General features: G+C 44.7%; 20 protein-coding genes. 15 read left to right on the top strand and 5 right to left on the bottom strand.

The genetic code is table 11. From position 1 onward, the window contains the following. Positions 1–74: 74 nt before the first annotated feature. Positions 75–1,991, bottom strand: a complete 1,917-nt coding sequence (gene thrS / locus ACM0P2_RS08040; RefSeq protein WP_419227534.1) for a threonine--tRNA ligase — start codon at positions 1,989–1,991, stop codon at positions 75–77. A 440-nt stretch (positions 1,992–2,431) separates the two neighbouring features. On the opposite strand from thrS, the gene ACM0P2_RS08035 reads away from it, so the two are divergent. From ACM0P2_RS08035 to ACM0P2_RS08025, 3 genes are read left to right on the top strand one after another with little or no spacing between them, the layout of a single operon-like run. Beyond that, a complete protein-coding gene (locus ACM0P2_RS08035; protein WP_159117275.1) occupies positions 2,432–3,316 on the top strand; it encodes a fructosamine kinase family protein in 885 nt (294 codons plus the stop codon). A gap of 49 nt (positions 3,317–3,365) precedes the next feature. Beyond that, positions 3,366–4,115: a pteridine reductase gene (locus tag ACM0P2_RS08030; protein ID WP_159117274.1), complete on the top strand. Its 750-nt coding sequence runs from the start codon at positions 3,366–3,368 to the stop codon at positions 4,113–4,115. Next, on the top strand, positions 4,112–5,185 hold the full coding sequence (locus tag ACM0P2_RS08025; protein ID WP_159117273.1) for a DUF3080 family protein: 1,074 nt from the start codon (positions 4,112–4,114) through the stop codon (positions 5,183–5,185). Before ACM0P2_RS08030 ends, ACM0P2_RS08025 begins: the two co-directional genes overlap by 4 nt. Before the next feature lie 148 nt (positions 5,186–5,333). On the opposite strand, the gene ACM0P2_RS08020 is transcribed toward ACM0P2_RS08025, so the two are convergent. Then, positions 5,334–6,638 carry a mechanosensitive ion channel family protein gene (locus tag ACM0P2_RS08020; RefSeq protein ID WP_236547020.1) on the bottom strand — a complete coding sequence of 435 codons (1,305 nt, stop codon included), beginning with the start codon at positions 6,636–6,638 and terminating at the stop codon, positions 5,334–5,336. Positions 6,639–6,798: 160 nt separating this feature from the next. Beyond that, entirely contained in the window at positions 6,799–7,425 is a 627-nt protein-coding gene (locus tag ACM0P2_RS08015; protein ID WP_159117272.1) for a CPBP family intramembrane glutamic endopeptidase, read from the bottom strand. 383 nt (positions 7,426–7,808) lie between these two features. Here ACM0P2_RS08015 and ACM0P2_RS08010 point away from each other — a divergent pair, with 383 nt between their 5' ends. From ACM0P2_RS08010 to ACM0P2_RS07960, 11 genes are all read left to right on the top strand, one after another. After that, a complete protein-coding gene (locus ACM0P2_RS08010; RefSeq protein WP_159117271.1) occupies positions 7,809–8,642 on the top strand; it encodes a MurR/RpiR family transcriptional regulator in 834 nt (277 codons plus the stop codon). A 153-nt stretch (positions 8,643–8,795) separates the two neighbouring features. Then, positions 8,796–9,359, top strand: coding sequence for a DUF924 family protein (locus tag ACM0P2_RS08005; protein ID WP_159117270.1), 564 nt, complete (start codon positions 8,796–8,798; stop codon positions 9,357–9,359). A 183-nt stretch (positions 9,360–9,542) separates the two neighbouring features. After that, complete coding sequence (locus ACM0P2_RS08000; RefSeq protein ID WP_159117269.1) at positions 9,543–10,802, top strand: amidase; 1,260 nt, start codon at positions 9,543–9,545, stop codon at positions 10,800–10,802. A 117-nt stretch (positions 10,803–10,919) separates the two neighbouring features. Then, entirely contained in the window at positions 10,920–12,497 is a 1,578-nt protein-coding gene (locus tag ACM0P2_RS07995) for a gamma-glutamyltransferase family protein (protein ID WP_159117268.1), read from the top strand. A 70-nt stretch (positions 12,498–12,567) separates the two neighbouring features. After that, entirely contained in the window at positions 12,568–13,386 is an 819-nt protein-coding gene (locus ACM0P2_RS07990) for a sulfite exporter TauE/SafE family protein (RefSeq protein WP_159117267.1), read from the top strand. Positions 13,387–13,396: 10 nt separating this feature from the next. Next, positions 13,397–14,677 (top strand): pyridoxal-phosphate-dependent aminotransferase family protein, encoded by a 1,281-nt coding sequence (locus ACM0P2_RS07985; protein WP_159117266.1) that lies wholly within the window; start codon positions 13,397–13,399, stop codon positions 14,675–14,677. Further along, complete coding sequence (locus ACM0P2_RS07980; RefSeq protein WP_159117265.1) at positions 14,670–15,905, top strand: allantoate amidohydrolase; 1,236 nt, start codon at positions 14,670–14,672, stop codon at positions 15,903–15,905. Before ACM0P2_RS07985 ends, ACM0P2_RS07980 begins: the two co-directional genes overlap by 8 nt. A 135-nt stretch (positions 15,906–16,040) precedes the next feature. Beyond that, positions 16,041–16,406 carry an AraC family ligand binding domain-containing protein gene (locus ACM0P2_RS07975; protein ID WP_159117264.1) on the top strand — a complete coding sequence of 122 codons (366 nt, stop codon included), beginning with the start codon at positions 16,041–16,043 and terminating at the stop codon, positions 16,404–16,406. Positions 16,407–16,644: 238 nt separating this feature from the next. Next, complete coding sequence (locus ACM0P2_RS07970; protein WP_236547019.1) at positions 16,645–18,093, top strand: uracil-xanthine permease family protein; 1,449 nt, start codon at positions 16,645–16,647, stop codon at positions 18,091–18,093. Between the two features lie 242 nt (positions 18,094–18,335). After that, the gene (locus tag ACM0P2_RS07965) at positions 18,336–20,753 is read left to right on the top strand and encodes a TonB-dependent siderophore receptor (protein ID WP_159117263.1); all 2,418 of its coding nucleotides are present in this window, start codon (positions 18,336–18,338) and stop codon (positions 20,751–20,753) included. A 146-nt stretch (positions 20,754–20,899) separates the two neighbouring features. After that, positions 20,900–22,018: a purine nucleoside permease gene (locus ACM0P2_RS07960; RefSeq protein WP_419227533.1), complete on the top strand. Its 1,119-nt coding sequence runs from the start codon at positions 20,900–20,902 to the stop codon at positions 22,016–22,018. 34 nt (positions 22,019–22,052) lie between these two features. Here ACM0P2_RS07960 and ACM0P2_RS07955 read toward each other — a convergent pair whose 3' ends face one another. Both ACM0P2_RS07955 and ACM0P2_RS07950 read right to left on the bottom strand, forming a co-directional pair. Further along, the gene (locus ACM0P2_RS07955; protein WP_419227532.1) at positions 22,053–24,056 is read right to left on the bottom strand and encodes an ATP-binding protein; all 2,004 of its coding nucleotides are present in this window, start codon (positions 24,054–24,056) and stop codon (positions 22,053–22,055) included. 217 nt (positions 24,057–24,273) lie between these two features. Continuing rightward, on the bottom strand, positions 24,274–25,194 hold the full coding sequence (locus ACM0P2_RS07950; protein ID WP_419227531.1) for a diguanylate cyclase: 921 nt from the start codon (positions 25,192–25,194) through the stop codon (positions 24,274–24,276). Positions 25,195–25,588: 394 nt separating this feature from the next. On the opposite strand from ACM0P2_RS07950, the gene ACM0P2_RS07945 reads away from it, so the two are divergent. After that, on the top strand, positions 25,589–25,951 hold the full coding sequence (locus ACM0P2_RS07945; RefSeq protein ID WP_419227530.1) for an Hpt domain-containing protein: 363 nt from the start codon (positions 25,589–25,591) through the stop codon (positions 25,949–25,951). The last annotated feature ends 129 nt before the right edge of the window (positions 25,952–26,080 follow it).

Here is a 26,080-nt window from a genome sequence, read left to right as displayed (position 1 = left end):
TGGGTGATTCTTATGAATCGGAAAATAAAACCAAAAGCAGACACCTTGGTGTGCATTATACACAAAATGCTCAACTATTTAATTGTCTTTTCTACAACTTCTTGTTGAGCCATGGCAATAAAGTCTTCCAGGCGCATTTTGCCTAGGTCGTCACCGCGGCGAGAGCGTACTGCTACTTCACCCGCTTCCATTTCTTTATCGCCTACCACTAGCATATATGGAATACGCTTCAATGTGTGCTCGCGGATTTTAAAGCCGATCTTCTCATTTCGCAAGTCAGACTTTGCTCTAAACCCTAAATCATGCAGTTTTTTTACACAATCTGATGCATATTCAGCTTGTTTGTCGGTAATGTTCATTACCACAACTTGCTGAGGTGCCAACCACAGTGGGAAGAAGCCTGCGAATTCTTCGGTTAAAATGCCGATAAAACGCTCTAGTGAACCCAAAATAGCACGGTGAATCATTACCGGCACTTTGCGCTCGCCATCTTCAGCAACATAGGTAGAGCCTAAGCGACCCGGCATTGAAAAATCAAGCTGTACGGTACCGCACTGCCATGCACGGTCTAAACAATCGTGCAGTGTAAATTCAATTTTAGGGCCGTAGAACGCACCTTCACCTGGTTGATAATCGAACTCGATATTGTTGGCTTTAAGTGCATCCGCTAGCGCAGCTTCTGATTTATCCCATATCTCGTCAGCACCTACACGCTTTTCTGGGCGAGTTGATAATTTAACTTTGATATTTTCAAAACCAAATGCAGCGTATGTCTCATACACCATTTTAATACAGCCACTTACCTCATCTAGGATCTGTTCTTCTGTACAAAAAATATGAGCATCGTCTTGGGTAAAGCCACGAACACGCATAAGACCGTGAAGTGCACCTGATGGTTCATTTCGGTGGCAGCAACCAAACTCAGCCATACGAAGCGGTAAGTCGCGGTATGATTTCAAACCTTGGTTGAAAATTTGTACATGACCCGGGCAGTTCATTGGCTTAACGGCATATTCACGCTTTTCAGATTCAGTTGTGAACATGTTCTCAGCGTACTTATCCCAGTGACCTGATTTTTCCCAAAGCGAACGGTCCATCATTAATGGGCCCTTTACTTCGTCGTAGCCGTATTCGCGTAGTTTCTTACGCACGTAGCTTTCTAGTTCGGTGTAAATCGACCAACCATCGTTGTGCCAGAACACCATGCCAGGGGCTTCTTCTTGCCAATGGAAAAGGTTAAGTGCTTTACCAATTTTACGGTGGTCGCGCTTTTCCGCTTCTTCTAAGCGCTGTAGGTAAGATTTAAGCTGCTTTTTATCAGCCCATGCCGTACCGTAGATACGCTGTAGCATTTTATTGTCGCTGTCGCCACGCCAGTAAGCGCCTGCCACTTTCATTAGTTTGAAGTGGTGACAGAACTTCATGTTCGGCACGTGCGGGCCACGACACATATCTGTATATTCTTCGTGGTGATAAAGTGCTGGGCGGTCGTCCTTGCTGATGTTTTCATCAAGAATTTCCATTTTGTAGCTTTCACCGCGCGCTTCAAACGCATCGCGGGCTTCTTGCCAGCTTACTTTGTTTTTAACCACGTCGTAATTGGTTTGAGCCAATTCAAGCATGCGCTTTTCTAATTTGGCTATATCTTCCTGGGTCAGGCTTTCTTCCATATCAACGTCGTAATAGAAACCGTTGTCGATAACTGGGCCGATAGCCATTTTGGTGTTAGGCCAAAGTTGTTTGATAGCGTGGCCTAACAAGTGCGCACAGCTGTGACGAAGAATTTCTAAACCTTCATCATCTTTTGCAGTGATAATTTGAAGCTGCGCATCTGCGTCAATCATATCGACGGCGTCGACTAACTCGCCGTTTACTTTTCCTGCAATGGTTGCTTTGGCTAAACCAGGGCCAATATCGTTTGCAACATCTAGTACAGAAACAGCGTTATCGAAAGCGCGTTGGCTTCCATCAGGAAGGGTAATTACAGGCATTTTAATTCCTTTACAGTGGTGACGCCTACTCTGCGCCACATGCATCTTTTTGAAAAATTTAAGCGTGCGCAATGGCACCCGTACATTGCTCTTTGTAAAAGCAAGGGGTGGATTATAACTAGTGTAGGTTCAACTTCAATATTCAAAAGCCGTTCTTGACCAAATAATGGTAGTTCGGGCTTTAAATTAATTATTTTGAATTAGGATTTATGCATTTATCGTTTTCTTATCCCATACTTCACGTAAATGCGATAGGTCTTCATGAGGCTGTTCTTATTCGATGATTTTTTAGTTGTCGATTGTACAAGCCTCGCAGTCGAACCTATTGTGAGATGGACGTCACAGCGCATAAAAAATAAGGTTAGTGAAATCGGCTATAGTGAAACCGGATTAAGTAACAAGGTCAACTTTTTTCAAAACATAGCGTACAGAGCGTTTATATGTGGCATTTTATTAGCGAGCATATTTCAGACGAGACTCAGCAGTTTTTTAGCTGCCAGAAAGCCGAACGGGTAAGCGGCGGCGATACTCACGACAGTTTTATTATTAAAGACAGTACGCATCGCTATTTCGTTAAAACAAGACGCTACGACGATACGCAGCAACTATTCCTTGAAGCTGAGGGGCTTAAAGCAATAGCAAGCTCACAAACTATTGCTACCCCACGTGTTATTTGCCACGGCATAACCAAAAACGAAACGCCCAACATGGAGTATTTGGTCCTTTCTCATATTCGATTTATTGAACCAAGCACCGAGAGCTACTTCAACCTTGGGCAGCAATTAGCGTCGCTGCACGCCCTTAATGCGTATACTAGTTATGGCTGGCCTCACGATAACTATATTGGTGCTAACGTTCAAACTAACGGTCGAATGGCGTCTTGGGCTGACTTTTTCGCCGAAAAGCGTATTGGAAGTATGCTGGAGCGCCTGGCTACGGCTGGGCTTTGGGATAAAAAAGAGGGCAATATCGACGATATTGTTACTTATGTACGAAACCTCCTTAGCCTACATCAACCCCACCCGTCACTATTACATGGCGACTTATGGGCTGGAAATGCTGGCTTTAATAACAAAGGGCCTGTCTTGTTTGACCCAGCGGTATATGTAGGTGATGGCGAGACAGATTTAGCTATGGCAGAGCTGTTCGGAGGTTTTCCCCAACCTTTCTTTGATGGCTACCATACACACACACCTATCGAAAAAAATTACCAATTAAGAAAACCAATCTACCAGCTTTACCATATTTTAAATCACGGGTTATTATTCGGCGCGCATTACATAGCACAAGCAAAACAGCTTTTAGATGATATCTACAGGTCCTAACGAAGCTAGAACCGCCGAACGCGAATTTAAAATAGAGAGCACTTAAATTATGACAGACTCAGGCCCTGTTGCACTGATTACCGGGGCGGCTAAGCGTATTGGTGCAGCCATGGCAACGCGTTTACACAGCGAAGGCTTTCGCGTAATTATTCATTATGGTCACTCAAAAGACGATGCACACACCCTTGCACAAAAACTCAATAACATCCGCCCCGAGTCTGCTACCTGCTTGCAAGCTAACTTGTGCGATAGCGAAGATGTGGAAGCCCTTAGCGAAAATGCAGTAAACGTATGGGGGCAACTGGATGTACTTGTTAACAATGCGTCGAGTTTTTACCCTACTCCAATTGGCAGCATTTCAGAGGAAGACTGGTTGTCTTTAGTAGGAAGTAATGTGAAAGGGCCTTTGTTCTTATCTCAAGCGTTAGCCCCTGCGCTTAGAAAAGCGAAAGGCTGCATCGTTAATATGGTAGACATGCACATTGACCGCCCATTACCCAAACACAGCGTTTACTTGCTGGCAAAGTCGGGGCTTGCCTCGCTCACACAGTCACTAGCCATAGATTTAGCCCCCGATATTCGGGTAAATGGTATAGGCCCTGGCGCAATACTCTGGCCAGAAAGAGAAATGGAAGACGATGAAAAAGACAAACTATTGTCGAGTATTCCCTTAGGAGAGCTAGGTAAACCTGAGGATATTGCTAAAACGCTTTCATTTTTAATATCGGCGTCTTATGTCACCGGTCAGATTATTTTTGTAGATGGTGGACGAAGCCTATACACAGGAGCATCGGCATGAAAAAGCCTGCACGTAACGCAGTAATACGCTGCGGTGCGGTTACTATTGCTGCGCTGTCACTGGTAGGCTGCTTTGGCAGTACTACCGTAAAACACAGCTTAGACGACTATGCTGAACGCCTTTCTCGGGTACTCGACATGCCTCTTCCAACGCTATTTGAGAAAGGTATTGTAAAGCCATTACCTAAATTAACTGACTCAGCTACCCTTAAACACAATATTGAAGGTATAAGTATAAACCTGCGGGAATTCTATGCGCTGCAAGATTGTGAGTTAGGAACGGTGGTGGCTGAACGCAATACATCGTTAGGCAAAAGTCAGCTACCTTCACAACGGTTGGTTCATGAAAGCAAATTGCTTACTGTGTTGAGAGACTGTGAAGCAGCATTGAAGGAAACACAGAACAATGCCACCAGTAAACTCGCCAATACAATAGCCTCTTGGCGCGAACAAAAAACGTTAGATTACGGCAAAACATGGGGAAATCTTATTCAGGGAAGCCAAGAATTGCGCCTGGCGCTAAATACACCTGAACGCTTGCTGTCCATTGAAAACAACAAAGACGCGTTATCAAGCATAAATGCGCTCTTTTACCTGAATACATTAAACAGTGCAGAAACTCTTGAGAACCCTGTAGATAGCACTGAACTGGAAGAGCAATTACAAATTATACGCAGTGCGCGTTTGCCAGCCACACTGTGGCAAACGCAGCAAACGCTAACTGATGCATTGTCTGAACTTACCCCTGTATTGACCACAAAGCTTGCCGAAGTAAGCTGCCCTAACGGCAGAGCCAGCGACCAGGCTGAAATACTGCGTAATGTGTTTTATCTCTTTTTTATCGAACAAATACAGCCCGTAGGCAGCTTGGTTAATCAATATCACTACAAGCTAATGTCTTTGTGGGATGCGTGGATTGACGACCCTTCGCTACATAGCGACCTTAAAGAATACATAGAGTCCGAAGCAAAAGAAGGCTTTGAACAATACAGCCAGGCAATGCAAGCACATGTGAACCTGTGGCAACAGTTTTTGGGCCGCTGTAACTTATCGCCTGTTGCCCCTAGCTGATACAAATAGACGCTACGTTGCACAAAAAACATTAAAGAAAACAGTGGAAGGCTGCTCACGAACGCGCCCAGAAAAGCGCATCTCAAGGTTAAGTGACAGTTAAAGCGGCAGGTACACCTACAGAATTAAAAAGCCGCTGTGAAAGCGGCTAAAGAATATTCTCTCCTGCCTCGGGATCTCTTGAGTTTCGTGCCTGCTCTCTTATTTCATGCGCGTCAGACGTTACGTCATCTTCACCCTGCTGAGCCTTAACCAGATTTTTAGCCGCGCTTGACGTTGCGTGCTGCGTATCTTTGCTCTTGGTGTGAACATCGGCGTTAATTGCATTTACCGCAACGGCATCGTCTGCCTTATCGTCTGCCTTATCGTCAATGTTCTCGTCTTTGTGGCCGTCTCCGCTATTGCCTTTCCGCTTTTCAATCTCGTCTTTCGGCTGGCCGTAAGTATCATTCTGTGATGTGAATTGAGACGCTGGCTTTTCTGTTCTCTCATTTTTTTCGTTAATGCCTTCGATTCTAGCTGTATTGGCACCTTTCACGGTTAACCCCTGTGGAAATATAATTTCCCGCGCATCGTCAGGCATGCTAATACCGGCTTCAAGAAAGGCTAGCGTAATGTTCCGCATTAGCACCGATGACATTTTGACCACACTGGTTTTCTCTACATCCACCCAAAAGTAAACTTTCAAATTGTAAGTGGATGAGCCTAGCTCATCGATAAGTATTTGTGGTTCAGGGTCGCGAAGTACGTTTTCCTGCCCTATTGTGATTTCACGTGCCATTTGTTGAGCATGCTGGATGTCTGCATCATAGCCAACGCCCACAACGAATTGCCCCCGCATAAGCGGGTTAGCGGTAAGATTTTTGATAACGCCTTTGTAAATAGTCGCGTTAGGGATTTGAATATGATTGCCATCGAAATCTACCAGCGTTGTGGCTCTGGCGGTAACCTTTTGAACAATGCCGGTAAAGTCATTAACCTGAACAATATCGCCAATTTTGAAAGGGCGTTGAATAGTAAGCAGCAAACTAGAAATAAAGTTTTCAGCAATATCTCTAAACGCAAAGCCTAGTATAAGGCCAACAACCCCAGTTCCACTTACCACTGCAATAGCAAACCCAGTAAGCCCTGCTAGAAACAAAAACAAATAGATGCCAAGCAAAATGAGTACTAAGCTTACGCTTCGCTGAATAACTGATCGCAGCAGTGGTGACGTTGTTGTGCGGGTTAGAGGCTTAACCAGAACCTTGGCAACATAGGGTGCCAGCAATATAAACACCAACATGACTACCACACCGAGAGCTAGACCGGGTAAACGATAGACAAAGTTATTCCAGAGCTCAGCAAGTAAAGATTGGGCGTTAGATAAACTTGTTACACCGCCGCCTTCAGTACTTTGCATGAAGGTAGAGAAAGGTGGAAGCCACTGAATCGATGATATTGTTGATAACATAACCTAGTTCCTTGGTACGATGTTTTGTGCATTTGCGCGTTGTTCTAGCTTCTAATTAAACCACGTCGGACCTAGCCCGGTCAGACACAGCCCGCCGCGTCTATTAAAGCAGTGTAAACAGGTATTCTCAGCGCAATTACAGAAGAGTTTGTAAAACGTTTTACGCTGCTATAACGAGATAAGATCCCAGTCCTATCGTGAAAAGAAAACTTCCCCAGATAGCATGCTCAATAACCACCACTGGCGTTGAGTTTGTATGCATGTAGCGATAGCCGAATATCGCGCCGCCTATCCAAGACACCACTACGGCAACCCAGTTTCCATAAACCAAGTGAGCTAATCCAAATAGAAACGTACTTAACGCCCATCTCGCATATTTAGACGGCAAAATGCGCTTATAGCGATGAAAGAAAAACGTTCTAAATATAATTTCTTGGGGAATAACCGAAACTATCGGGTAAATGAGCAGCGTTGCTACCCACATCCAAGGCTGATTCATAGGCCAATGCAAAAACAACTCTGGTTTTAAAAAGTAAACCACTAGCGCAAGCAAGCTCGCCCACGGTAAAAATAGCCGTAGCGTGCTTTTCAAATGAATTTTATAGTCGTCCCAATGCCATAATTTAATGCGCTTAAATTGTTTATCCGCTAACAAAATGGTCAAACAACAAAGCCCCATAATGCCCAAAATTGGCATGAGGTAGTCTGCAAAATGTTTAATCCAATACAGCACGGCAAAGGGAACCGCCACAAATAGCAAGATCAATTCAGACCAAAGCTTTGCCACAACACACCCCTTCTAAAAACGCTAGCCGTACGCACCCTGTTAGCCTATTAACAGGCAAGTGCGAAACAACAAATTAATTACCAACTGATGACAGTTTTATGAATATTATCTGTATATGAAATTGTAGTGCCAAAATGGCAGGTACAGTGAATTAATTGATTGCAACTTTAGCCTATATGCCAAAGCTGATAAGTAAGCACCTAATTTCCAATAATTTTTACTTTAGCTTTGCCTTGAATAGCAGTTAACTAACGACGAGAATAAGTGAAAAATCACGATGTAAATCTATGAATAAAGGCTAGCCAGACTTCTAAACTCAGGTAGTGTTTGTACAACGCACAGAAGTCGTGAAATAATTGCACAAGATGTATAAGGCGAAACCAATGACAAAAAGCAGCCCTAGCGACGTTCTAAAACAGATTGAAAAACATTACGCATCACTCTCTCCTTCAGGCCAATCGATCGCGCATTATATTCAGCAAAATCCTATTGCGGTGCTTAGCCAATCCATATCACTTATTGCGGAAAAAACAGGTACATCAAAGGCAACGGTAAGTCGCTTTTTTCGACAGCTAGGTTTCGACTCTCATCAGCAGGCAAAAGATGCACTGGTGCAGCTAAGGGAACAAGGCGTTCCGGTAGTTAGCCCTTCAAGTGGTGTATTGCAGCACGAGAGCGACAGCAAAAATCTGGCGAACACGTTTGAAGGCACGTCACCCGCTGCATTAAACGAAATAGCAGAAATACTTGCTACCGCCCAACAAGTCACATTAATAGGGTTTCGAAACGCCTATCCTATTGCCCTTCATTTCAGACAACAGCTAAAACAAATTCGTACGTCGGTTCGCGTGTTGCCTCAGCCTGGGCAAACGTTGAGTGAAGATATTATCGACTTAACTGAAAATGACGTTGTGGTTTTATTTGGGTTTCGCCGTAGGACGCGCCAGTTTAAATATGTTCTAAATAGTATTAAACATTGCAAGACGGTACTTATTACCGACCCAACGGGGCAAGGCTACCGGCAAGATGTTGATCACCTGCTGATAACCCATATTGGCGGAGACTCACCTTTTGACAGCTACGCGGCGCCTATGAGCCTTGTAGCCTCGCTGTGTAACTTAACTTACGAAGTGTTAGGTAGTGCAGCTGCAAACCGAGTGGATGCCATTACCGACATTTATATACAAATGGATGAATTAGAGAACCCTAAGCGCTGACACTTCCATTCGTACGCTTTTTAAGCAATACTACCAAATCCCCTAGCAGGTATTTTTTATTTTTCAAGCGAAGAAGGAACTTTTTAGCTAAAAAATAGGTATAAGTGAAATTAACGTTAATTTTGCTGCTTTGGACGTGTTGTTGGAGTAGATATGGATAAAACACAAGTGGTCATGGAAGAAGCTAACGGTGTGTTAGATTTTTGGTTCGGGGAACTTTCGCCCGAACAATGGTTTGAAGAAGACGCGGCGGTTGATAAAACCATCACGTCTCGATTTTCTAAACTGCGTTTAGCTGCATTAAACGGCGAACTATGGCCTTGGCGTGCCACCCCCATTGGTCGCCTTGCAGAAATCCTACTTCTTGATCAATTTTCCCGAAATATATTTCGGGGTCATGCCGATGCCTACAGCGCCGACAACATTGCTTTAGTATTAGCACAAGAAGCGGTAAGCGTTGAGGCCGATAAAGTGCTTACCCCACAGCAACGCACATTTTTGTATATGCCCTTTATGCACAGCGAGTCCCTCGCTATTCATGATGTAGCCCTTGAACTATTTTCACAGGAAGGGCTAGAGCAAGCCTTCGAATTTGAACAGCGACACCAAAACGTGATAGAGCGGTTTGGTCGATATCCGCATCGAAACAAGGTGTTAGGTCGTGAATCAACCCAAGAAGAAGTTGCCTTTCTAAAAAATACCCCTAAAGGATTTTAAGGGTTAGTGCTGCTCTTTCGAAGCGCCCTGCTCGTAAGCCGCTTTTTTCCATTTTCCACCATTCATCACATTTTTACTCCAGCGCCTGTTAAAAAGTAACAAACGTTTCCACTTGACTTTTTAATGAAACATATGTTTCATAGAAAGACAAATAAAAGTAAAAAATGATGTTAAGAACACGCTGTGAGCTCACCTTTTGTAATCAAGCCCTGTGACAAACGATATGAGCAGGCAATTAAATCTTTAGAAACCTCGTCTTGTAAGAACAGCAGTAATGCCAAAAACGTTGCAACAGACGATGCTTTACTTAGCGGCCTGGGCCTGGCGGTAAAAGACTTGTTTCATGTGAGAGGTTTGCCAACGGCAGCAGGTAACCCAGACTGGGAAGCCACTCATCTGGTACCAGAAACTACCAATTGCTGTGTAGCAAATATGCTTAATGCAGGTGCCACGTTTAAAGGCAAAACTATTACCGACGAGCTAGCCTACAGTTTACATGGTCAAAACAAGCATTATGCTTCTCTAGTAAACCCGACTGCACCGGCGCATATTCCGGGCGGCTCTTCATCTGGCTCTGCGGTGGCGGTTAGCGCTCACCTTGCAGACATCGGCCTTGGAACCGATACGGGTGGCTCCATTCGCGTTCCATCAAGTTATCAAGGTCTATGGGGGCTTAGAACTACTCATGGGCTCATACCTTGCGACAACATGGTCGCGCTTGCACCATCATTCGACACAATCGGGTGGATGACAAGAGACCTTGATACGCTGCAAAAAGTCGCTGAGGTATGCATAGCCGGTGCGTCTGCAACTGGTGTATCTCTAAATAACGAAGAGCAGGCAGCAATTGGTGATGACCCCTATTTTGGGGTAGCTACTCATTTATTTGAGAACGCGGCCCATGGGGCACTGTGTAAAACATGGTTACGTAAGCTTGGAAAAAGCAACAAGCACGTGGCGTTATCTGCCGATCAGTTAGACCTTCAATTATTACAAACCGCTGCAACTTTTCGCACATTACAAGGTGCAGAAATTTGGCAGCAGCACGGCGAATGGATTGAGACAACTCAACCCGATATTGCCGACGATATTATGTTGCGCTTGAATTGGTGTAAAACCATAACAACACATGATGTACAACAAGCCAAAGCGCAGCAAGAAGTGGTGATTAACCAGCTAAATATGCTCTTCGAGCATATAGATGTATTGGTAATTCCCACAACACCAGGCGTTGCACCTCGATGCGACGCCGATGAAATGACATTGGCAAATGATAGGAACGCGCTTCTTGCGCTTACCGCAGTAGCGGGGCTTGCTGGGCTACCCCAGCTTCATTTGCCTTTATTTACCCTACATAACGCTCCATGCGGTTTATCGCTTGTGGGCAAAAAAGGCAACGATCTTGCACTTCTCGCGTTAGCCAAAAAGCTGACCACTGGCTAAACGTGTATCGCACACGCTTACTGGGCTTTCTCGCTAATTTAGAAAGCAAAAAGAAGAATATTATGCAGTGTTTATAACAAGTTGACTGCCGTTGCTAAATTTTCGAAGGATATAACAATGAGTGAAAAACCAAACATCGCGTTTACCGCCCCACACTATGCCGCATCTCAAGTGGGATTAAATATATTAGAAAAAGGCGGTACAGCAATTGAAGCAATGGTAGCTGCTGCGGCGTCTATCGCCGTTGAATACCCTCACATGAATGGGATGGGTGGCGATGGCTTTTGGCTTATTAGCGAGCCAGGCAAGCCCCCCGTTGGCATTGATGCGTCAGGCGTTGCTGCGAAAGGTGCAACCCCTTCGTTTTACGAGGGTCTAGATGCAATTCCTAGCAGAGGCGGTAAGTCTGCGCTTACTATGGCCGGTGCAGTAGCCGGCTGGAAAAAAGCCCTTGAGATAAGCCACGAATGGCAAAGTGGAATGCCGCTGAGCACATTGTTTGATACCGCTATAAGCCAAGCCAATTGGGGAATAGAAGTTACACAAAGTTTGGTTGATGCCAGTAACAAAACTTTCGATGAGTTAAGTCTTGATGAAAATTTTGCGCAGTTTTTGATAAAAGGCAAAGCCCTTAAAAAAGGGAAGATACTTAAGCTGACTAAACTTTCTGAAACCTTAGCGCATTTAGCCGAAAAGGGCTTAGATGATTTTTATCACGGTGAACTTGCAGCACAACTTGCTGAAGACTTAGAAGCCGCTGGCTCCCCTATTCGCCTTGAAGACTTTAAAGATTACGAAGCAAAAATTGTTGAACCCTTATCGGTATCGACCAGCAAGGGTAAGCTATATAACTTGCCAGCGCCTACCCAGGGTGTGGCCTCATTAATTATTTTAGCCCTCTACGACAAAGTTCAACATCTTGGCAGTACCGATGCAGATATGGTGCATTTACTCATTGAGTGCACCAAGCAAGCCTTCATTGCACGTAACGCAAATGTGACTGACCCATCGCGTACGCCTGTAGATTTACAAAGCCTATTGAGTGACGACGCACTGGAGGTGATGGCAAAGCGTATCTCATTGCATAAAGCGTTGCCATGGCCTCATGAGGCAAAACACGGCGACACAATATGGATGGGATGCTGTGATTCGCAAGGGCGAATGGTGAGCTACATTCAATCGCTTTATTGGGAGTTTGGTTCAGGCGTGGTCAGCCCGCAAACCGGCATTGTGTGGAACAACCGCGGCACCTCTTTCTCACTTGATCCTTCTAGTAATCAGTACCTAGCGCCGGGGTTAAAACCGTTTCATACATTGAACCCAGCATTCGCTGAACTCATAGATGGTCGCCGAATGAGCTACGGCACTATGGGTGGTGAAGGACAGCCACAAACTCAAGCCGCCTTGTTTGCTCGCCACATCTATCATGGGCAGCCTATCGCCAAGGCGATTTCATTAGGCCGTTGGCTGCTTGGTAGAACTTGGGGCGATCAAAGTCACAACTTAAAAGCAGAAAGAGATCTTGTTGAATACGTAGGTGAAAGCCTGGTCGCTCGGGGCCATGACATGGTGACGGTAGACCCATGCAACGAGCTAATGGGTCACGCGGGCGCGATTATTCGCGACACTGAAGGCACGGTGACCGGAGCCAGCGACCCACGTAGCGACGGTAAAGCTTATTTAGGACATCGCTAGCACACCTTACTTTTGCCCAAGAGCTTAAGTAACAACTATCAGTTAATCATTTAATCGAGAAATAAATTACATGCAGTTTTTAATGGATAACCTTACGGTTATATTGTCTTTAATAGGTACTGGCATATTTGCGGGTTTGTTAGCGGGTATGCTCGGTGTAGGTGGCGGCATCGTTATTGTGCCGGTGCTGTTCTTTTTGTTCCAAGCTTTGGGGGTATCCCCCGAGAGCGCAATGGTTGTAGCAACAGCAACATCGCTAGCGACTATTGTGCCTACCTCAGTAAGCTCTATTCGCGCCCACCACGCAAAAGGTAATGTTGATTTCGAATTACTTAAGGCTTGGGCCATATTTATACTTATCGGCGTTCTGGCAGGAAGTTATTTAGTAACCGTAGTTAACCCTACGTTTCTCACTTTACTGTTCGGAGTAATTGCAACGCTTTCAGCAATCAACATGCTTATTGGTAAAAAAGACGCGCTGTTTCAGGGCCTTCCCGGACGCGCCGGGCAATCAATTATGGCCAGCTGTATTGGCTTGTTTAGCGCTATGGTAGGTATTGGTGGTGGCACACTTACTGTTCCTACTCTGACTTTTTGTAACTATCCCGCTCACAAAGCAGTGGGTACAGCAGCGGCAGTAGGCTTAATTATCTCCCTTCCTGCAGCGCTAACCTTACTTTTTGTTGGTGCAACTCCTGCAGATGCGCCTTATGCCACCTTCGGTTATGTAAACTTGTTAGGTTTTGCCTGCATTGTGCCACTAACCGTGCTGTTTGCTCCGGTAGGCGCAAGCATTGCCAACAAGCTAGATGCGGGGCTACTTAAGAAAATCTTCGCCGTTGTTCTAATCATTACAGGCTTGCGCATGTTAGCGCAAGTGCTTATCTAGGAGTGCTCTCATGTCTAACGAAATGGCTAACAGAACAATTAACGGTGCTTTAGCACCTTTATCTCCACCTCCCCGTTTGCTTATGGGCCCGGGCCCCATCAACTGCTACCCCCGTGTTTTAAGCGCAATGTCTACGCAGCTCGTGGGGCAATACGACCCTGTAATGACTGGATACATGAACGAAGTCATGCAGCTTTATCGCGATGTTTTTAATACCAAAAATCAGCAGACATTTTTGGTTGATGGCACGTCGCGTGCTGGCATCGAAGCCGTGTTGGTGTCAGCTATAGAGCCGGGCGATAAAGTGCTAGTGCCTATTTTCGGGCGCTTCGGGCATTTGCTTGCCGAAATTGCCGAACGCGCCGATGCAGAAGTGCATACCTTAGAAGTGCCGTGGGGCGAGGTGTTTACGCCTGAGCAAATTGAAGCTGCGGTTAAAGAAGTGAAACCAAAGCTCTTGGCTATTGTGCAAGGTGATACGTCTACAACCATGCTTCAACCTTTGGCCGACATTGGCGCTATTTGTGAAGAACATAACGTTTTGTTCTATTGCGATGCCACAGCTTCTATAGGCGGCAACCCGCTTGACGCGGATGCATGGAAATTAGATGCAGTGTCTGTGGGCCTGCAAAAGTGCTTAGGTGGCCCATCGGGTAGCGCCCCAATTACGCTTAGCGATAAGTTCGTTAGAACTGTGCGTACTCGCCACCATGTAGAAGCCGGTATTCGCGACGCGCATCACGAATCAGCCCGCGGACCGAAAATTCGTTCAAACTATTTTGATTTGCCTATGATCATGGATTATTGGGGTGAAGAGCGTTTAAACCATCACACCGAAGCAGCCAGTATGCTGTATTGCGCCCGCGAGTGCGCTCGCCTGCATCTAGAGGAAGGCCAGCAAAACGTAATTGCCCGACATAAGGTCGCTGGCGATGCCATGCTAGCCGGTGTTCAGGCTATGGGGCTTAAACCTTTTGGCGACTTGAAACACAAAATGTACAACGTAGTAGGGGTATATATTCCAGACGGTGTACAGGGTGAAGAAATACGCGAAACCCTTTTGTTGCGCTTCAACATCGAAATAGGCACCAGCTTTGGCCCTTTAAAAGGCAAAATATGGCGTATTGGTACCATGGGCTACAACGCCCGAGAAGATGCCGTACTGCACACGCTTCAATCTCTTGAAACCGTGCTGCGCATGCAAGGATTTAAGGCGCCGGCAGGCAAAGGAGTAGATGCAGCACTGGCCGTGTATGAAGACGCTAAGCTTGCGGGAGCGACGAATGGGTGAATTTGCTGAATTAGCAATTCAGGTTATGGCAAGGTGCGAAACATTAGGCACCTTAAGTCAAAACCCTTCCTGTCTGGACAGGCGCTATCTCACCGAACAGCATCGACTTGCAAATCAACTGGCCTCGGGCTGGATGATTGAAGCTGGCATGACGACGTGGCAAGACGCAGTGGGTAATATTTGGGGTCGCTACACCTCTAGCGTACCAAACGCCCCTCGGCTGATATTAGGTAGCCATTTAGATACCGTGCCTAACGGCGGTAAATATGATGGAATGCTGGGTGTTGTTGCTGCTATCTCGCTGGTCGCCATGTTCGATGGCACACAAACCAAGTTTCCTTTTCACATCGATATTGTGGGTTTTTGTGATGAAGAAGGCACACGATTTGGCACCACGCTTTTAGGTAGTAGAGCACTAACCGGAAAGTGGGAAGACCAGTGGCGCTTTTTAAAAGATGAAAACGGAATAAGCCTTGAGCAAGCCATGGTGAACTTTGGTTTGAACTTCGACGCGGTAAACAGTGCAGCTATCGCTCGTACTGATATTTTAGGCTACCTGGAGTTACACATTGAGCAAGGCCCTGTTTTGGAGCAAGAAAACTTGCCAGTGGGCGTAGTCAGTGCAATTGCAGGTGCAAAGCGTTTTAATTTCACTATAGAGGGCATGGCCGGCCACGCGGGCACAGTGCCAATGTCGATGCGAAAAGACGCGCTTTGTGCAAGTGCAGAAATGTTATTGGCGGTTGAGAATATCAGCCTACAGCGCCCAGGCGTAGTAGCGACAGTGGGTAAAATTGAAAACGCGCCCAACGGCGTAAACGTTATTTCAGGTCGCACCCGCTTTTCGTTAGATATTCGCAGTGAAGACGATAATTTACGAGATTCTGTATTGGCAGAAATATTGCAAAAATTTGATGAGATTGCGCAAAAAAGGCAGTTGACGCTTAGTCGAGAACAAACCCACAGCGCGCCAGCAGTTCACTGCGATGAATATCTAAAAAAAGCGCTGGTGCGTGGTGTTGAGGAAAGTGAAATTGCGCCGCGGGTGCTTGCATCAGGTGCGGGGCACGACGCGATGGCGATGGCGGATATTTGTCCTGTCGCCATGTTGTTCACTCGCTGTAAAGGAGGCATTAGCCACCACCCGGCTGAATCAATAACTCACGATGATGTCGCCGCAAGTTTGTCTGTACTTTATAAAACCATTAGCAAATTACAGCATGCTTAGTTGTAACATTGGTTGAGCAGCACTTTTTAATTTTAACAATGCTTTGCTTCAATAAACGCATATTCTATGTTTGCAAAGCTTTGTGAGGTCTTCTTTTGCTCAATATTGAACCACTATAGTTTTAAAGGGTTGATAATGAAAATAACAAGGATTTACAACGATGAAGCAGGCAAAAGCCACTTTGGTGAAGTGGAGATTGCTCTTAAAGACGGTGGCCCTATCGGGATGCTTTCAGAGAAGTTTGGCGCAGATAAAATTATCTTTCGCGAAACGCCGGCAGACTACGACTTCAAATGGCATCCAGCCCCTGCTCGCCAACTGCTTTTCATTCTGAAAGGTCGAGCAGAATTTACTGTATCAAATGGCGAGCGCCACGTGTTTGGCGCGGGGGATGTGTTGTTACTAGAAGACACAGAGGGCGAAGGCCATTGTTCTCGCGCTATGTATAACGAAGTGCGCCATTCAATATTTGTTACCTTAGGTGAAGGCGTTGCGCTATAAAACCTATTGCTTATCCCGTTTTCCTGCTGATAGTTAAAGTGCGCCAGATTGGCGCATTTTTTTGTTATAGCACCAAGATGGGGCTCCTTAATTACCAGTGCTATTCGCTGCTGACAAAATAATCATTTAACTTTCGTAAATTCAACCACTTAAAAAACCCTCACCATACAGACCATTTGGTCAACATCTTGCAATATTCCCGTTTTATCTACCTTTTGCATGGAGTAAGGGAATAAGCATGTCTTCCAGCAACAACGAGTTAATATACGACTTACATGACAATCCAGCTTTGCTGCCCGCTCTTACGGCTGCTTTCCAGCATTTATTAGCAAGTTTCGTTGGGGTAATAACACCTACGCTTATTGTCACATCCTCGTTGGGTTTAACTGAACACACACCTTATTTAATTAGTATGGCGCTTTTTGTAAGCGGCATTGGCACAGCCATCCAAACTAAGCGAATTGGCCCGGTTGGCAGTGGTCTTGTGGCCATTCAAGGCACAAGCTTTGCGTTTATCAGCGCATTGATTTTGGCCGGCGGTCAGGTAAAAGCAAGTGGCGGAACCTCTGAGGATGTTCTGGCGCTGCTATTTGGGCTCACCATGGCGGGCGCGCTGGTAGAAATTGTATTCAGTTTTTTTGTAGGCCGACTACAACGCATTATCACTCCGCTTACCACCGGCATTGTTATTACTGCAATAGGTCTAAGCTTGATTAATGTGGGAATGACAGACCTTGCGGGAGGATTTAATGCAAGTGATTTTGCCAGTACCGACAACTTGCTTGTAGGTCTGGGAGTCTTATTGATTATTGTATTTTTGAATGCATCGACTAATCACTGGCTTCGATTAAGCGCTATTTTTATCGGCATGGCTGTGGGCGCAATTTATATCGCTTTAACCAAAGGGTTAGATTTTAACGGCTTATCTTCACTTTCTATTGTTGCCATTCCCACTCCGTTTGCCTATGGCATCGATTTCGACATCAATTTGTTCCTTCCTGTCGCGCTTATTTACTTATTTAGCGCAATAGAAACGGCAGGCGACCTTACGGCAAACAGTCTCTTCTGTAAGCAGCCAGTGAGCGGGCCTGTGTATTTAAAACGAATTAAAGGCGGCATTCTTGGTGACGGCGTAAATTCGTTGCTTGCCGGTATGTTCAATACGTTTCCCAACACCACATTTGGACAAAACAACGGCGTGATCCAACTAACCGGAATCGCCAGCCGTAAAGTCGGCTTTTTCGTTGCGGGGCTATTTGTGTTTATAGGGTGCTTCCCCATCGTTGGCGGAGTTTTACAAGCAATACCGAAACCGGTTTTGGGCGGCGCGACCTTGGTTATGTTTGCCATGGTAGCCGTGGGCGGTTTAAAACTCTTGGCGAGCTATGCGCTTGATAGACGCAGTAGCCTAGTCACTGCTTGCGCGTTAGGCATGGCCATTGGCGTAATGATGGTGCCACAGGCGCTTGCGCAACTGCCTAGCTGGCTTGAAAATATTCTTCTATCGCCTGTTACTTCTGCAGGGCTTACCGCAGTCATCTTAGAATTAACCTTACCTGGTAAAAAAGTGAACGGTATCAGCGAGATAAAGCCTACCCCGAAATCATCTACTCCTGTAAGCACCATTGTAGGAATGCAGACAAAAGCGGAGGACGTCTCCTCCCTTTTTAGTGCAAAAGCACGCTAAAAATCACCTCAATGGTGCAAGTATATTGAAAACCTTATTTATTAACATAAAGACAACAATATAAGAACAATATTATATTTTAAAATCCATATAATTCAGAAACTTAAATGCATGTCAAAAGTTGACCAATTGGTTAAGTAGTTGGCATTCATCCTGCTAAACCTCTTGCATTACAGCAAGACGCAGTAGAAATACCGCGTTAATAAAGCCCTAAATGGGCAAATAAAAATAATGAGGAAACCATGAAAAACACTACATTCAAATTATCTCCTCTGGCAAAAGCATTAGCGATAACAACTGCAGTAGCATTGTCGTCACCCGCATTTGCTCAAGAAGAGAAAGAAGTTAAAGAGAAAGATGTTGAAAAGATTCAGGTCACTGGATCACTTGGCAGCTTACCAGGCCAAGACGTTGAGTCTGTATTCGGGTTCGGCAAATCTATTCTTGAAACACCGCGCTCTGCTTCAACCATTTCGCAAGAGCAAATGGAGCGCTTCAACGTTTCTGACATCGATGAATTGGTAGCTTTTGCACCAGGAACATTCACACAGTCTTTCTTTGGTGTAGCCGGTTCACTAGACGTACGTGGTACGCCTGGTGAAACCTATTTTCGTGGTGTTAGACGTTTAGATAACCCGGGTAACTACCCTACCCCTATCGGCGCTTCAAGCCGAATTGATATTGTCCGAGGTCCCGCTTCTCCTATTTATGGCCCTGCGAAAATTGGGGGCTATCTAAACTTTAATCCTAAGTCGGCGCGAGCCTCTGGCGGACAGTATTTAGATGCCCCAACAGGTGCACTTTCATACACAACTGGCTCATGGGATAAAAGTATCTTAACTGCCGAAGTGGGCGGTCCTGCGAGTGTTGCTGGTAAGGAGATGGGGTATTACATCTATGGTGAGCTAGAGAACTCCGATAGCTACTATGATAATACTCAAACTGATCAAACCGTGCTTCAGGCGTCATTCAACATAGATATTACTGATAACCTGCGCTTCGAATTTGGAGGTATGTATCACGACTATGATGGCAACCAAGTGGCGGGCTGGAACCGTCTAACACAAGAATTGGTAGATGATGGTACCTACATTACAGGTACTGCTCAGCCCCTGGATACTGATGGTGACGGTCAAATCAGTCACGAAGAATATGGTGCTGTAAATATTGCGGGCGAAAGTTTCTTCTACGTACCTGCGTCAAGCTTCACAGATGATGAAGCTACTGCGCTCATGCAGCTACAAAACGTAGGTACTACAACGCTTAGCGGCAACCAAGTACTTGTTGCACCTGATGACCAACTAGGCAACGAAGCCATTACACTTTATTTCGACACTATTTATTACTCGGATAACTGGGAAATTCGAAACCAGTTTTTCTATGATGCCTACGATAATATTAACGAAAACGCCTACGGTTTCTCACAATTCCACGATAGCTGGGTTGTAGAAGATAAGCTTATATTTGCAACAGAATATGAAAATGACGGGTTACTTGCACAGTTCCAGTTTTCACCTTCAGTACGTTACACCGACTTTAAACATGGTGATGACTTCACTTATGAGTACTTTAACCGTCGTGATTTGACTATGCCGTCATCAGCACTTGACCGTCGTCTTCTTTCGACGCGCTCAGGTAAAAACTTCGATAACTACGATGTGGGTAATTATCTAGACTTGGGCGTCGCTGCGATGACAGACTTAACGTGGGATTGGGGCTTGAATTTAGTCCTTGGCCTACGCTACGACACCATTGACATTGAAAGCACCTCTCGTACTGACTTACTACTCGGTGCAACGGGCGAGGAAACGCCCGTATATGCTGAGGAAACGGTTGACGGTTGGTCGTGGAACGCAAGTATTTCATACGAGTTCGAATTTGGTTTAATTCCTTATTTCACTGCGGCAGAGCAAGCGACGCTAGTTGCAGGTCAAGGTGCTGAGATTGGAGTTGGACAGCTAGGTGACGGTAGCGCCTTTGACACATCTGAACTTATTGAGTTCGGTATTAAAGGTTCATTGTTAGAAGACACGTTATATTTCGCACTTTCTTCATTTGAACAGGAACGTACCGACTTCAACGCGCAAAATACGGTTACTAACAACACGACTAACAACAAAGGTACTGAGTTTGAACTACGCTGGGTTGTAAATGACAACCTCGTCGTATCGGCTGGTTATACAAACATAAAAGTTATTAACTTAACGGCGCTTGAAAACGGTAATCAGTTTGGCTTCTTAGGTGCTGAAGACCTAGTTAACCTTGAAGACCCGTCTTTGATCTTTGGTGGTAATGTTATTGGTCTAAACTTAATCGGTGAAGGTTTCAATAACACTGATGGCCGCAAGGCAGGTATTCCTGAAAATATTTACACGCTTACAGCAACGTATGACTTTCAAAATGGCTATGCGGCTAACGTAAGTATTGTCGATGTTGAAGAAGTGGCGTCGGGCTTCTCTGCTGCGGTTACTTTGCCTGCGTACACCCTTGTAAATGCTGGTTTATCCTATCAAGCAGAAGACTGGGCGTTTAACTTAACAGTTAAGAACTTAACCGATGAGCGTTATTTCCGTTCTAACTTCCCAGACCTATTCGGAAGCCAAATAGTACTTCCTGAGTTACCGCGTCACTTCAACGCGAAATTCACTTACTCGTTCTAGGTAGCGAAATCTGCGAAGGTTGTCGTGTTAAAGCATAGACATTAGCGCGACAGCCTCTTGCAATTTGTCTCCTCTCTTTTACTAAAGAGTCCAGTATACTTTCTGAAAATCACTTCAATACTGGGCTCTTATTAGGATTTTTCCCCATGCATATTGCTCTTCAAAAAACTGTTAATTTCTTCAATCCTCTTTTAGTTTTCACCATATTGCTTAGCTTTTCATTTACTGCAACGTCGGCAGAGGTTAATGCTCATGGCATAAAACCGATGAAAGTGAAGGTGGTCATCGTGAGTATGTTTGAAATTGGAGAGGACGAAGGCGATGCACCGGGCGAGTTTCAACTATGGAAAACCAGGCAGGCGCTAACTTCGCGATATGCTATCCCACATGGCTTCCACGATATTTACGCTAACGAAGAAACCGGTGTAATTGGGCTGGTTACAGGGATGGGAATTGCGCGGGCTTCTGCTGCCATTATGTCGTTAGGTTTAGATAAGCGGTTCGATCTTAGCCAAGCCTATTGGTTGGTGGCTGGTATAGCGGGCGTGGACCCCGCCGACAACACTATTGGAAGTGCTATTTGGACCGATTATGTTGTAGACGGTGACTTGGCCCATGAAATTGATGCACGAGAAATACCTGCTGACTGGGAAACGGGGTACTTCCCGCTGTTTACCCATGCTCCCTACGACAATGCTGACGCAGTAGATACAAGCAATAGCCCTAACGGCGAAGTATATGTACTCAACATCTCCCTAGCAAAATGGGCTTTTGCTCTTACAAAAGATACCAAGCTTTTAAATAACGAAGCAATGGACATTTTAAGAGCAAAGTATACACATTCACCGCGAGCAAAGGCTTTACCAGGTGTGTCTATGGGCGCGCATTTATCTGCCTCTACGTTTTGGCACGGCGAGAAACTTAACGCATGGGCGAATGATTGGGTCTCCTATTGGACGAAGGGCAAAGGAAATTTCGTTACGTCAGGAATGGAAGACTCCGCAACCCTTCAAAGCTTAACTTATCTAGATAATGCAGGGCTTGTAGATAAAGATCGACTTCTCATCTTACGTACTGCGAGCAATTTTACGATGCAGCCTCCAGGTTTAGGCGCTGCAGAAAATCTAAAACGTGAAAGTTCGGGGGATGGCTATGCCGCGATGGGCGCAGCAATAGAGGCCGCATATCGGGTGGGCTCTCAAGTAACCGACTACATCGTTAAGCACTGGAGTGAAGTGCAACATTCAATACCTAACGCACAGTAAAAGCCAAAACCGCTTAGTATAAAAAGTTATGCTGCTAAGCGGTGATGGACTTTGCGTTCAATGCTACCCTAACCTGCGCCGTAACATCATTTTGTACAACGGGTTTTGAAAGAAAATCAGCCATTCCCGCTTCGCTACAGCTAACTTTATCTTCGGCTGTAGTGTTAGCGGTTACGGCAACAATTCTTCCGTATTTTGATAGTAGACCTTCTTGCTTAATAATTTTTGTTGCGCTCATCCCATCAAGCACTGGCATCGCACAGTCCATAAAAATGAGATCGTATTTCTTCGCCCGGGCCATTTCGACGGCAACCTCGCCATTATCGGCTTCATCTGGTACGTAGTTAAATTTTTCAAGCATGGAGGCGAGCACAAGGCGGTTAATATCGTTATCATCAACAACCAATATATTTAGCGGTATGTTAAGAAGCTCCGATGATAGCTCAACGTCGCTTTTCACCTCTTTTTCTAGCGACGCCATTTCAACAGGTATCGCTATATCAAAACATGTCCCCATACCAACTTTTGAACGAACCTCTAGCTCGCCGCCCATTTTTTCAATAAGCTGATTGACGATAGACAACCCTAAGCCATTACCGTTTAACTCTTCAGACGCACTTGCCCTATCGTTCTGGAATGGTCTGAATATGCGAGACAAAATATCCTCATTCATACCCACCCCCGAGTCTTCAATTGAAGCGAGTAAAACAGGAATATTGCTCTGTTGTTTAAGCGTAATTTGAATGGAGATGTAACCTTTAGAGGTAAACTTAACGGCGTTTGACAGCAAGTTAGTAAGGACTTGGCTTATCCTTGCAGCATCTCCGTTTACATAAGTTTTTTCGTCAAATGACAAAACAGCATACAGCCTAATTCCTTTATCTGCGCACCTACCTTTGAACACGTCGACGATATCTTCGGCCAACGAACGCACACAGAAATCGCTGTAGCTTAGCGAGAATTCGCCATTTATTATTGAGGTATAATCGAGTACATCGTTTATCAAAGCCAGAAGGCGGTCAGCGCTGTGCAAAGCAATATCGGCCTTTTTAATACGCACATTGTCTTTCTTTTCAAACCTAATTGCCTGAAGCATGCCAGTGATACCATTAAGAGGAGTCTTTAATTCATGACTGATCCTTGAAAGCAATAAGCCTCGCTCTTTTGAAGCAGCTTCGGCTTCTTTGCGGCGAGCGTCAAGCTCCAGCCTAAGTTGCACTGATTTGTTCACATTCTGGCAAGTACCAAATAAGCGAGTACACCTTCCGTTTTTAAACTCTGCCATTCCATGAGTTTCAATCCAAACCGAGTTTCCCTTGGCAGATATTAACTCAAGAGTTGCGGACCAAGGCTCTCCAGTTTCAATAGTATGGGAAACAATCCGACTAATTTCATCCCGGTTAAAACCTTCTTTATAGAAACTAATTGCGTCTTCTATCGTAGGTTTGAAATCATCACTCACCTCATGGATGCGTCGCGTTTGGGATGACCAAGTTAGAACATCATTGATAATATCAACTTCCCAAGTTCCTATGCTCGCAACGCTTTGTAGCTTTTCATAGAGGGTATTCTGATGAGACTCCCCTTTTTCTAACTCAAATTTTTCTAACGTGACGGCTAAACAGTCGTCTAAAAGTGCGACTTTATCAAGGTTAACTGGCAACTCAGGGCATGCATTAATAAACACGAGGAAAACGTGTTGTCCATCCAAATTGTGAACGCGACCGCGAATATATTTTTCAGCGTTAAAATAAGTCGCAAACCATTGTTTGAAGCCCGTAGAGGCTTTTGCGCTATTTGCTGGAAAACTATTTTCAATGGGAATACAGGAAGCAAATGATGGTAATGTTTTGAAATTAGGCGGGTAAGCAGATGACGCTTTAATAATAACATCAACAGCTTCATCTTCGATTTGCAAAAGCAAGCCTTGGAACACACCCAAGGTGTCGCACCCACGCTGAACAAGGTTGGATAAAGATGTTTTAAGCTGCTCTTCCAACTTAAAATTTAAACTCGACTGCTCGTCAAAATAAATCATCTTCCGATTCCTACGCTTAACACTCGTTATCCAAAGTCACAAATAAACGCCAAAACGCATACAATGCGAAATAAATATTGTTATCTGCGTTAAATAATAGCTTGGCTTAGTTGTGAAGGATATTAAACAATAGGATAGGTAAAACGTTACGCTTTAAAGAAAATTTAATCTATGGCGAGGCCTGTTGTGCCTCGTTAACACTAAAGTTTAACGGTACTTATCCTTTCGCTTGATTTCTACCACGCTCTTTGGCTTCAAAAAGAGAAATGTCGGCATCTTCAACAAGAGCGGAGTAATCATCGTCAACTACATCTGCAGCCTTCCAAACCGCAAACCCAGCGCTTATTGAGACTCGCCCTTCTATGCCCTTGCCGTGTGGAATGCTAGCGTTAGTTACCGCTTCGACCAATTGTTGTGCGACAATTTTTGTCCCTTGGTAATCGATATAAGGTAACAGTACTAAGAACTCCTCTCCTCCAAATCGGATAACCGCATCCTTCGGACGTTTGACTGTGTCTGAAATAATTTTCGCCACTTTTTGGAGACAAAGATCTCCCTCTAGATGCCCATAGTTATCGTTGAAGAGCTTAAAATAATCAATATCGATCATTATTGCCCCAATATTGCTTTGATCTCTAGCAACCTGCCTTATCAGTAGCGGAATTTCTTTAGTCAAGTACGTACGATTATAGAGACCTGTTAGCTGATCATGAAACGTCATTTTTTCTAGAAACTCAGTTCGAAGCTTATTTTGAATATGCGTTTTGATGCGATGGGTTAGTGTAGACGCATTGACTGGTTTCATAACGAAGTCGGACGCGCCAACCTCCCAACATGCATTTTCACTTTCCACATCCAAAGTAGAGGTTACAAAAATAACAGGGATTTGATTGGTAACAGGTGATTGTTTGAGAGTCTTACATACTTCTAAGCCGTTAATATCAGGCATATTCATGTCTAGCAGTACTAAGTCTGGCGCATTTTCAGCACAGTATAAAAGTGCCTCGTGGCCAGATTCAGCCGTCGTGCAGCGAAATACGGGTTCTAATATCGACTCCAAAAGCATTCGACTTATCGGCTCATCGTCAACGATAAGAACATTACATTCTGTGTAGGGCTTAATTTCTTGTAAATTCATTAAATTAGGTAATCTTTACTGATAAGACAGTAGGGCCGGACTGCAAGTAACCTTAGAAGAATCGATTATAACGTACCTGAGTTTAACATTATCAATTTACAAATCTATTGAAAATTCAGGATTTTATTCCTCGTCTTGCATACTTCTATAACAAGGGCTTTAAAGAACTACACATCATACAATTGCAGTACCAACACTTTTTGTGAAAAAAACCTTTCATGATAAATCTCGCACCTGTTTATTCACAAGCATTTCAGTATTATCTGATATACGTAGAATAGAATTAGCCTTTAGTATATTTGCCATATAAATCAATGCATATTGGCGACTTAATCATTGACTCTACTTTATAAATAACGAAATATTGTCTCAAGAAAATTGATTGGTGATAACAATGCATACCTTAAGCGATGGCTCCCCCCTTTCAAAAGAGCAGTTATGGAACAGAGATGCTGCTGTAAGTCGCCTTGGCGGAAATGAAGGGTTACTCAACCGTATCGTTGACATGTTTTTGGCGCAAATAGAGCAAAAGCGTGAATTACTAAAACAAGCTGTGACGGATAGCGACTTAGAAGCCGTGCGATTCAATAGTCATTCCATGAAAGGAGTAGCTGGGGATGTGGGTGCTGATGCTATTCGTAGCAAAGCGGCGACGATTGAGCTAAAAGCCAAGCAGAATAATGCCAATGAACTGCACGAAGACATGGAAGAACTAGAAGCCCTCATTAAGCAAACGATTCAAGTGATGCGTGCCTGACGTCAGTCCTGCTAAAGCCGTATGCCCTATTGAGGCCATAGCAGTTCTTACCTCGAAGGATGATTTGGCTGCAGTACATGAATTGGATTAGTGCCGGCTTAACTTGCCACTTTGCGTGCCTACACGTTC

It is taken from the genome of Alteromonas sp. OM2203 (assembly GCF_048517045.1).
GTDB classification, from domain to species: domain Bacteria; phylum Pseudomonadota; class Gammaproteobacteria; order Enterobacterales; family Alteromonadaceae; genus Alteromonas; species Alteromonas gracilis.
This window is presented reverse-complemented; position numbering and strand designations above follow the sequence as displayed.

Coding starts and splice junctions, on each gene's coding strand:
- thrS (WP_419227534.1), bottom strand. CDS start 1,991: ATGCCTGTAATTACCCTTCCTGATGGAAGCCAACGCGCTTTCGATAAC.
- ACM0P2_RS08035 (WP_159117275.1), top strand. CDS start 2,432: ATGTGGCATTTTATTAGCGAGCATATTTCAGACGAGACTCAGCAGTTT.
- ACM0P2_RS08030 (WP_159117274.1), top strand. CDS start 3,366: ATGACAGACTCAGGCCCTGTTGCACTGATTACCGGGGCGGCTAAGCGT.
- ACM0P2_RS08025 (WP_159117273.1), top strand. CDS start 4,112: ATGAAAAAGCCTGCACGTAACGCAGTAATACGCTGCGGTGCGGTTACT.
- ACM0P2_RS08020 (WP_236547020.1), bottom strand. CDS start 6,638: ATGTTATCAACAATATCATCGATTCAGTGGCTTCCACCTTTCTCTACC.
- ACM0P2_RS08010 (WP_159117271.1), top strand. CDS start 7,809: ATGACAAAAAGCAGCCCTAGCGACGTTCTAAAACAGATTGAAAAACAT.
- ACM0P2_RS08005 (WP_159117270.1), top strand. CDS start 8,796: ATGGATAAAACACAAGTGGTCATGGAAGAAGCTAACGGTGTGTTAGAT.
- ACM0P2_RS07995 (WP_159117268.1), top strand. CDS start 10,920: ATGAGTGAAAAACCAAACATCGCGTTTACCGCCCCACACTATGCCGCA.
- ACM0P2_RS07990 (WP_159117267.1), top strand. CDS start 12,568: ATGCAGTTTTTAATGGATAACCTTACGGTTATATTGTCTTTAATAGGT.
- ACM0P2_RS07985 (WP_159117266.1), top strand. CDS start 13,397: ATGTCTAACGAAATGGCTAACAGAACAATTAACGGTGCTTTAGCACCT.
- ACM0P2_RS07980 (WP_159117265.1), top strand. CDS start 14,670: ATGGGTGAATTTGCTGAATTAGCAATTCAGGTTATGGCAAGGTGCGAA.
- ACM0P2_RS07975 (WP_159117264.1), top strand. CDS start 16,041: ATGAAAATAACAAGGATTTACAACGATGAAGCAGGCAAAAGCCACTTT.
- ACM0P2_RS07970 (WP_236547019.1), top strand. CDS start 16,645: ATGTCTTCCAGCAACAACGAGTTAATATACGACTTACATGACAATCCA.
- ACM0P2_RS07965 (WP_159117263.1), top strand. CDS start 18,336: ATGAAAAACACTACATTCAAATTATCTCCTCTGGCAAAAGCATTAGCG.
- ACM0P2_RS07960 (WP_419227533.1), top strand. CDS start 20,900: ATGCATATTGCTCTTCAAAAAACTGTTAATTTCTTCAATCCTCTTTTA.
- ACM0P2_RS07955 (WP_419227532.1), bottom strand. CDS start 24,056: ATGATTTATTTTGACGAGCAGTCGAGTTTAAATTTTAAGTTGGAAGAG.
- ACM0P2_RS07950 (WP_419227531.1), bottom strand. CDS start 25,194: ATGAATTTACAAGAAATTAAGCCCTACACAGAATGTAATGTTCTTATC.
- ACM0P2_RS07945 (WP_419227530.1), top strand. CDS start 25,589: ATGCATACCTTAAGCGATGGCTCCCCCCTTTCAAAAGAGCAGTTATGG.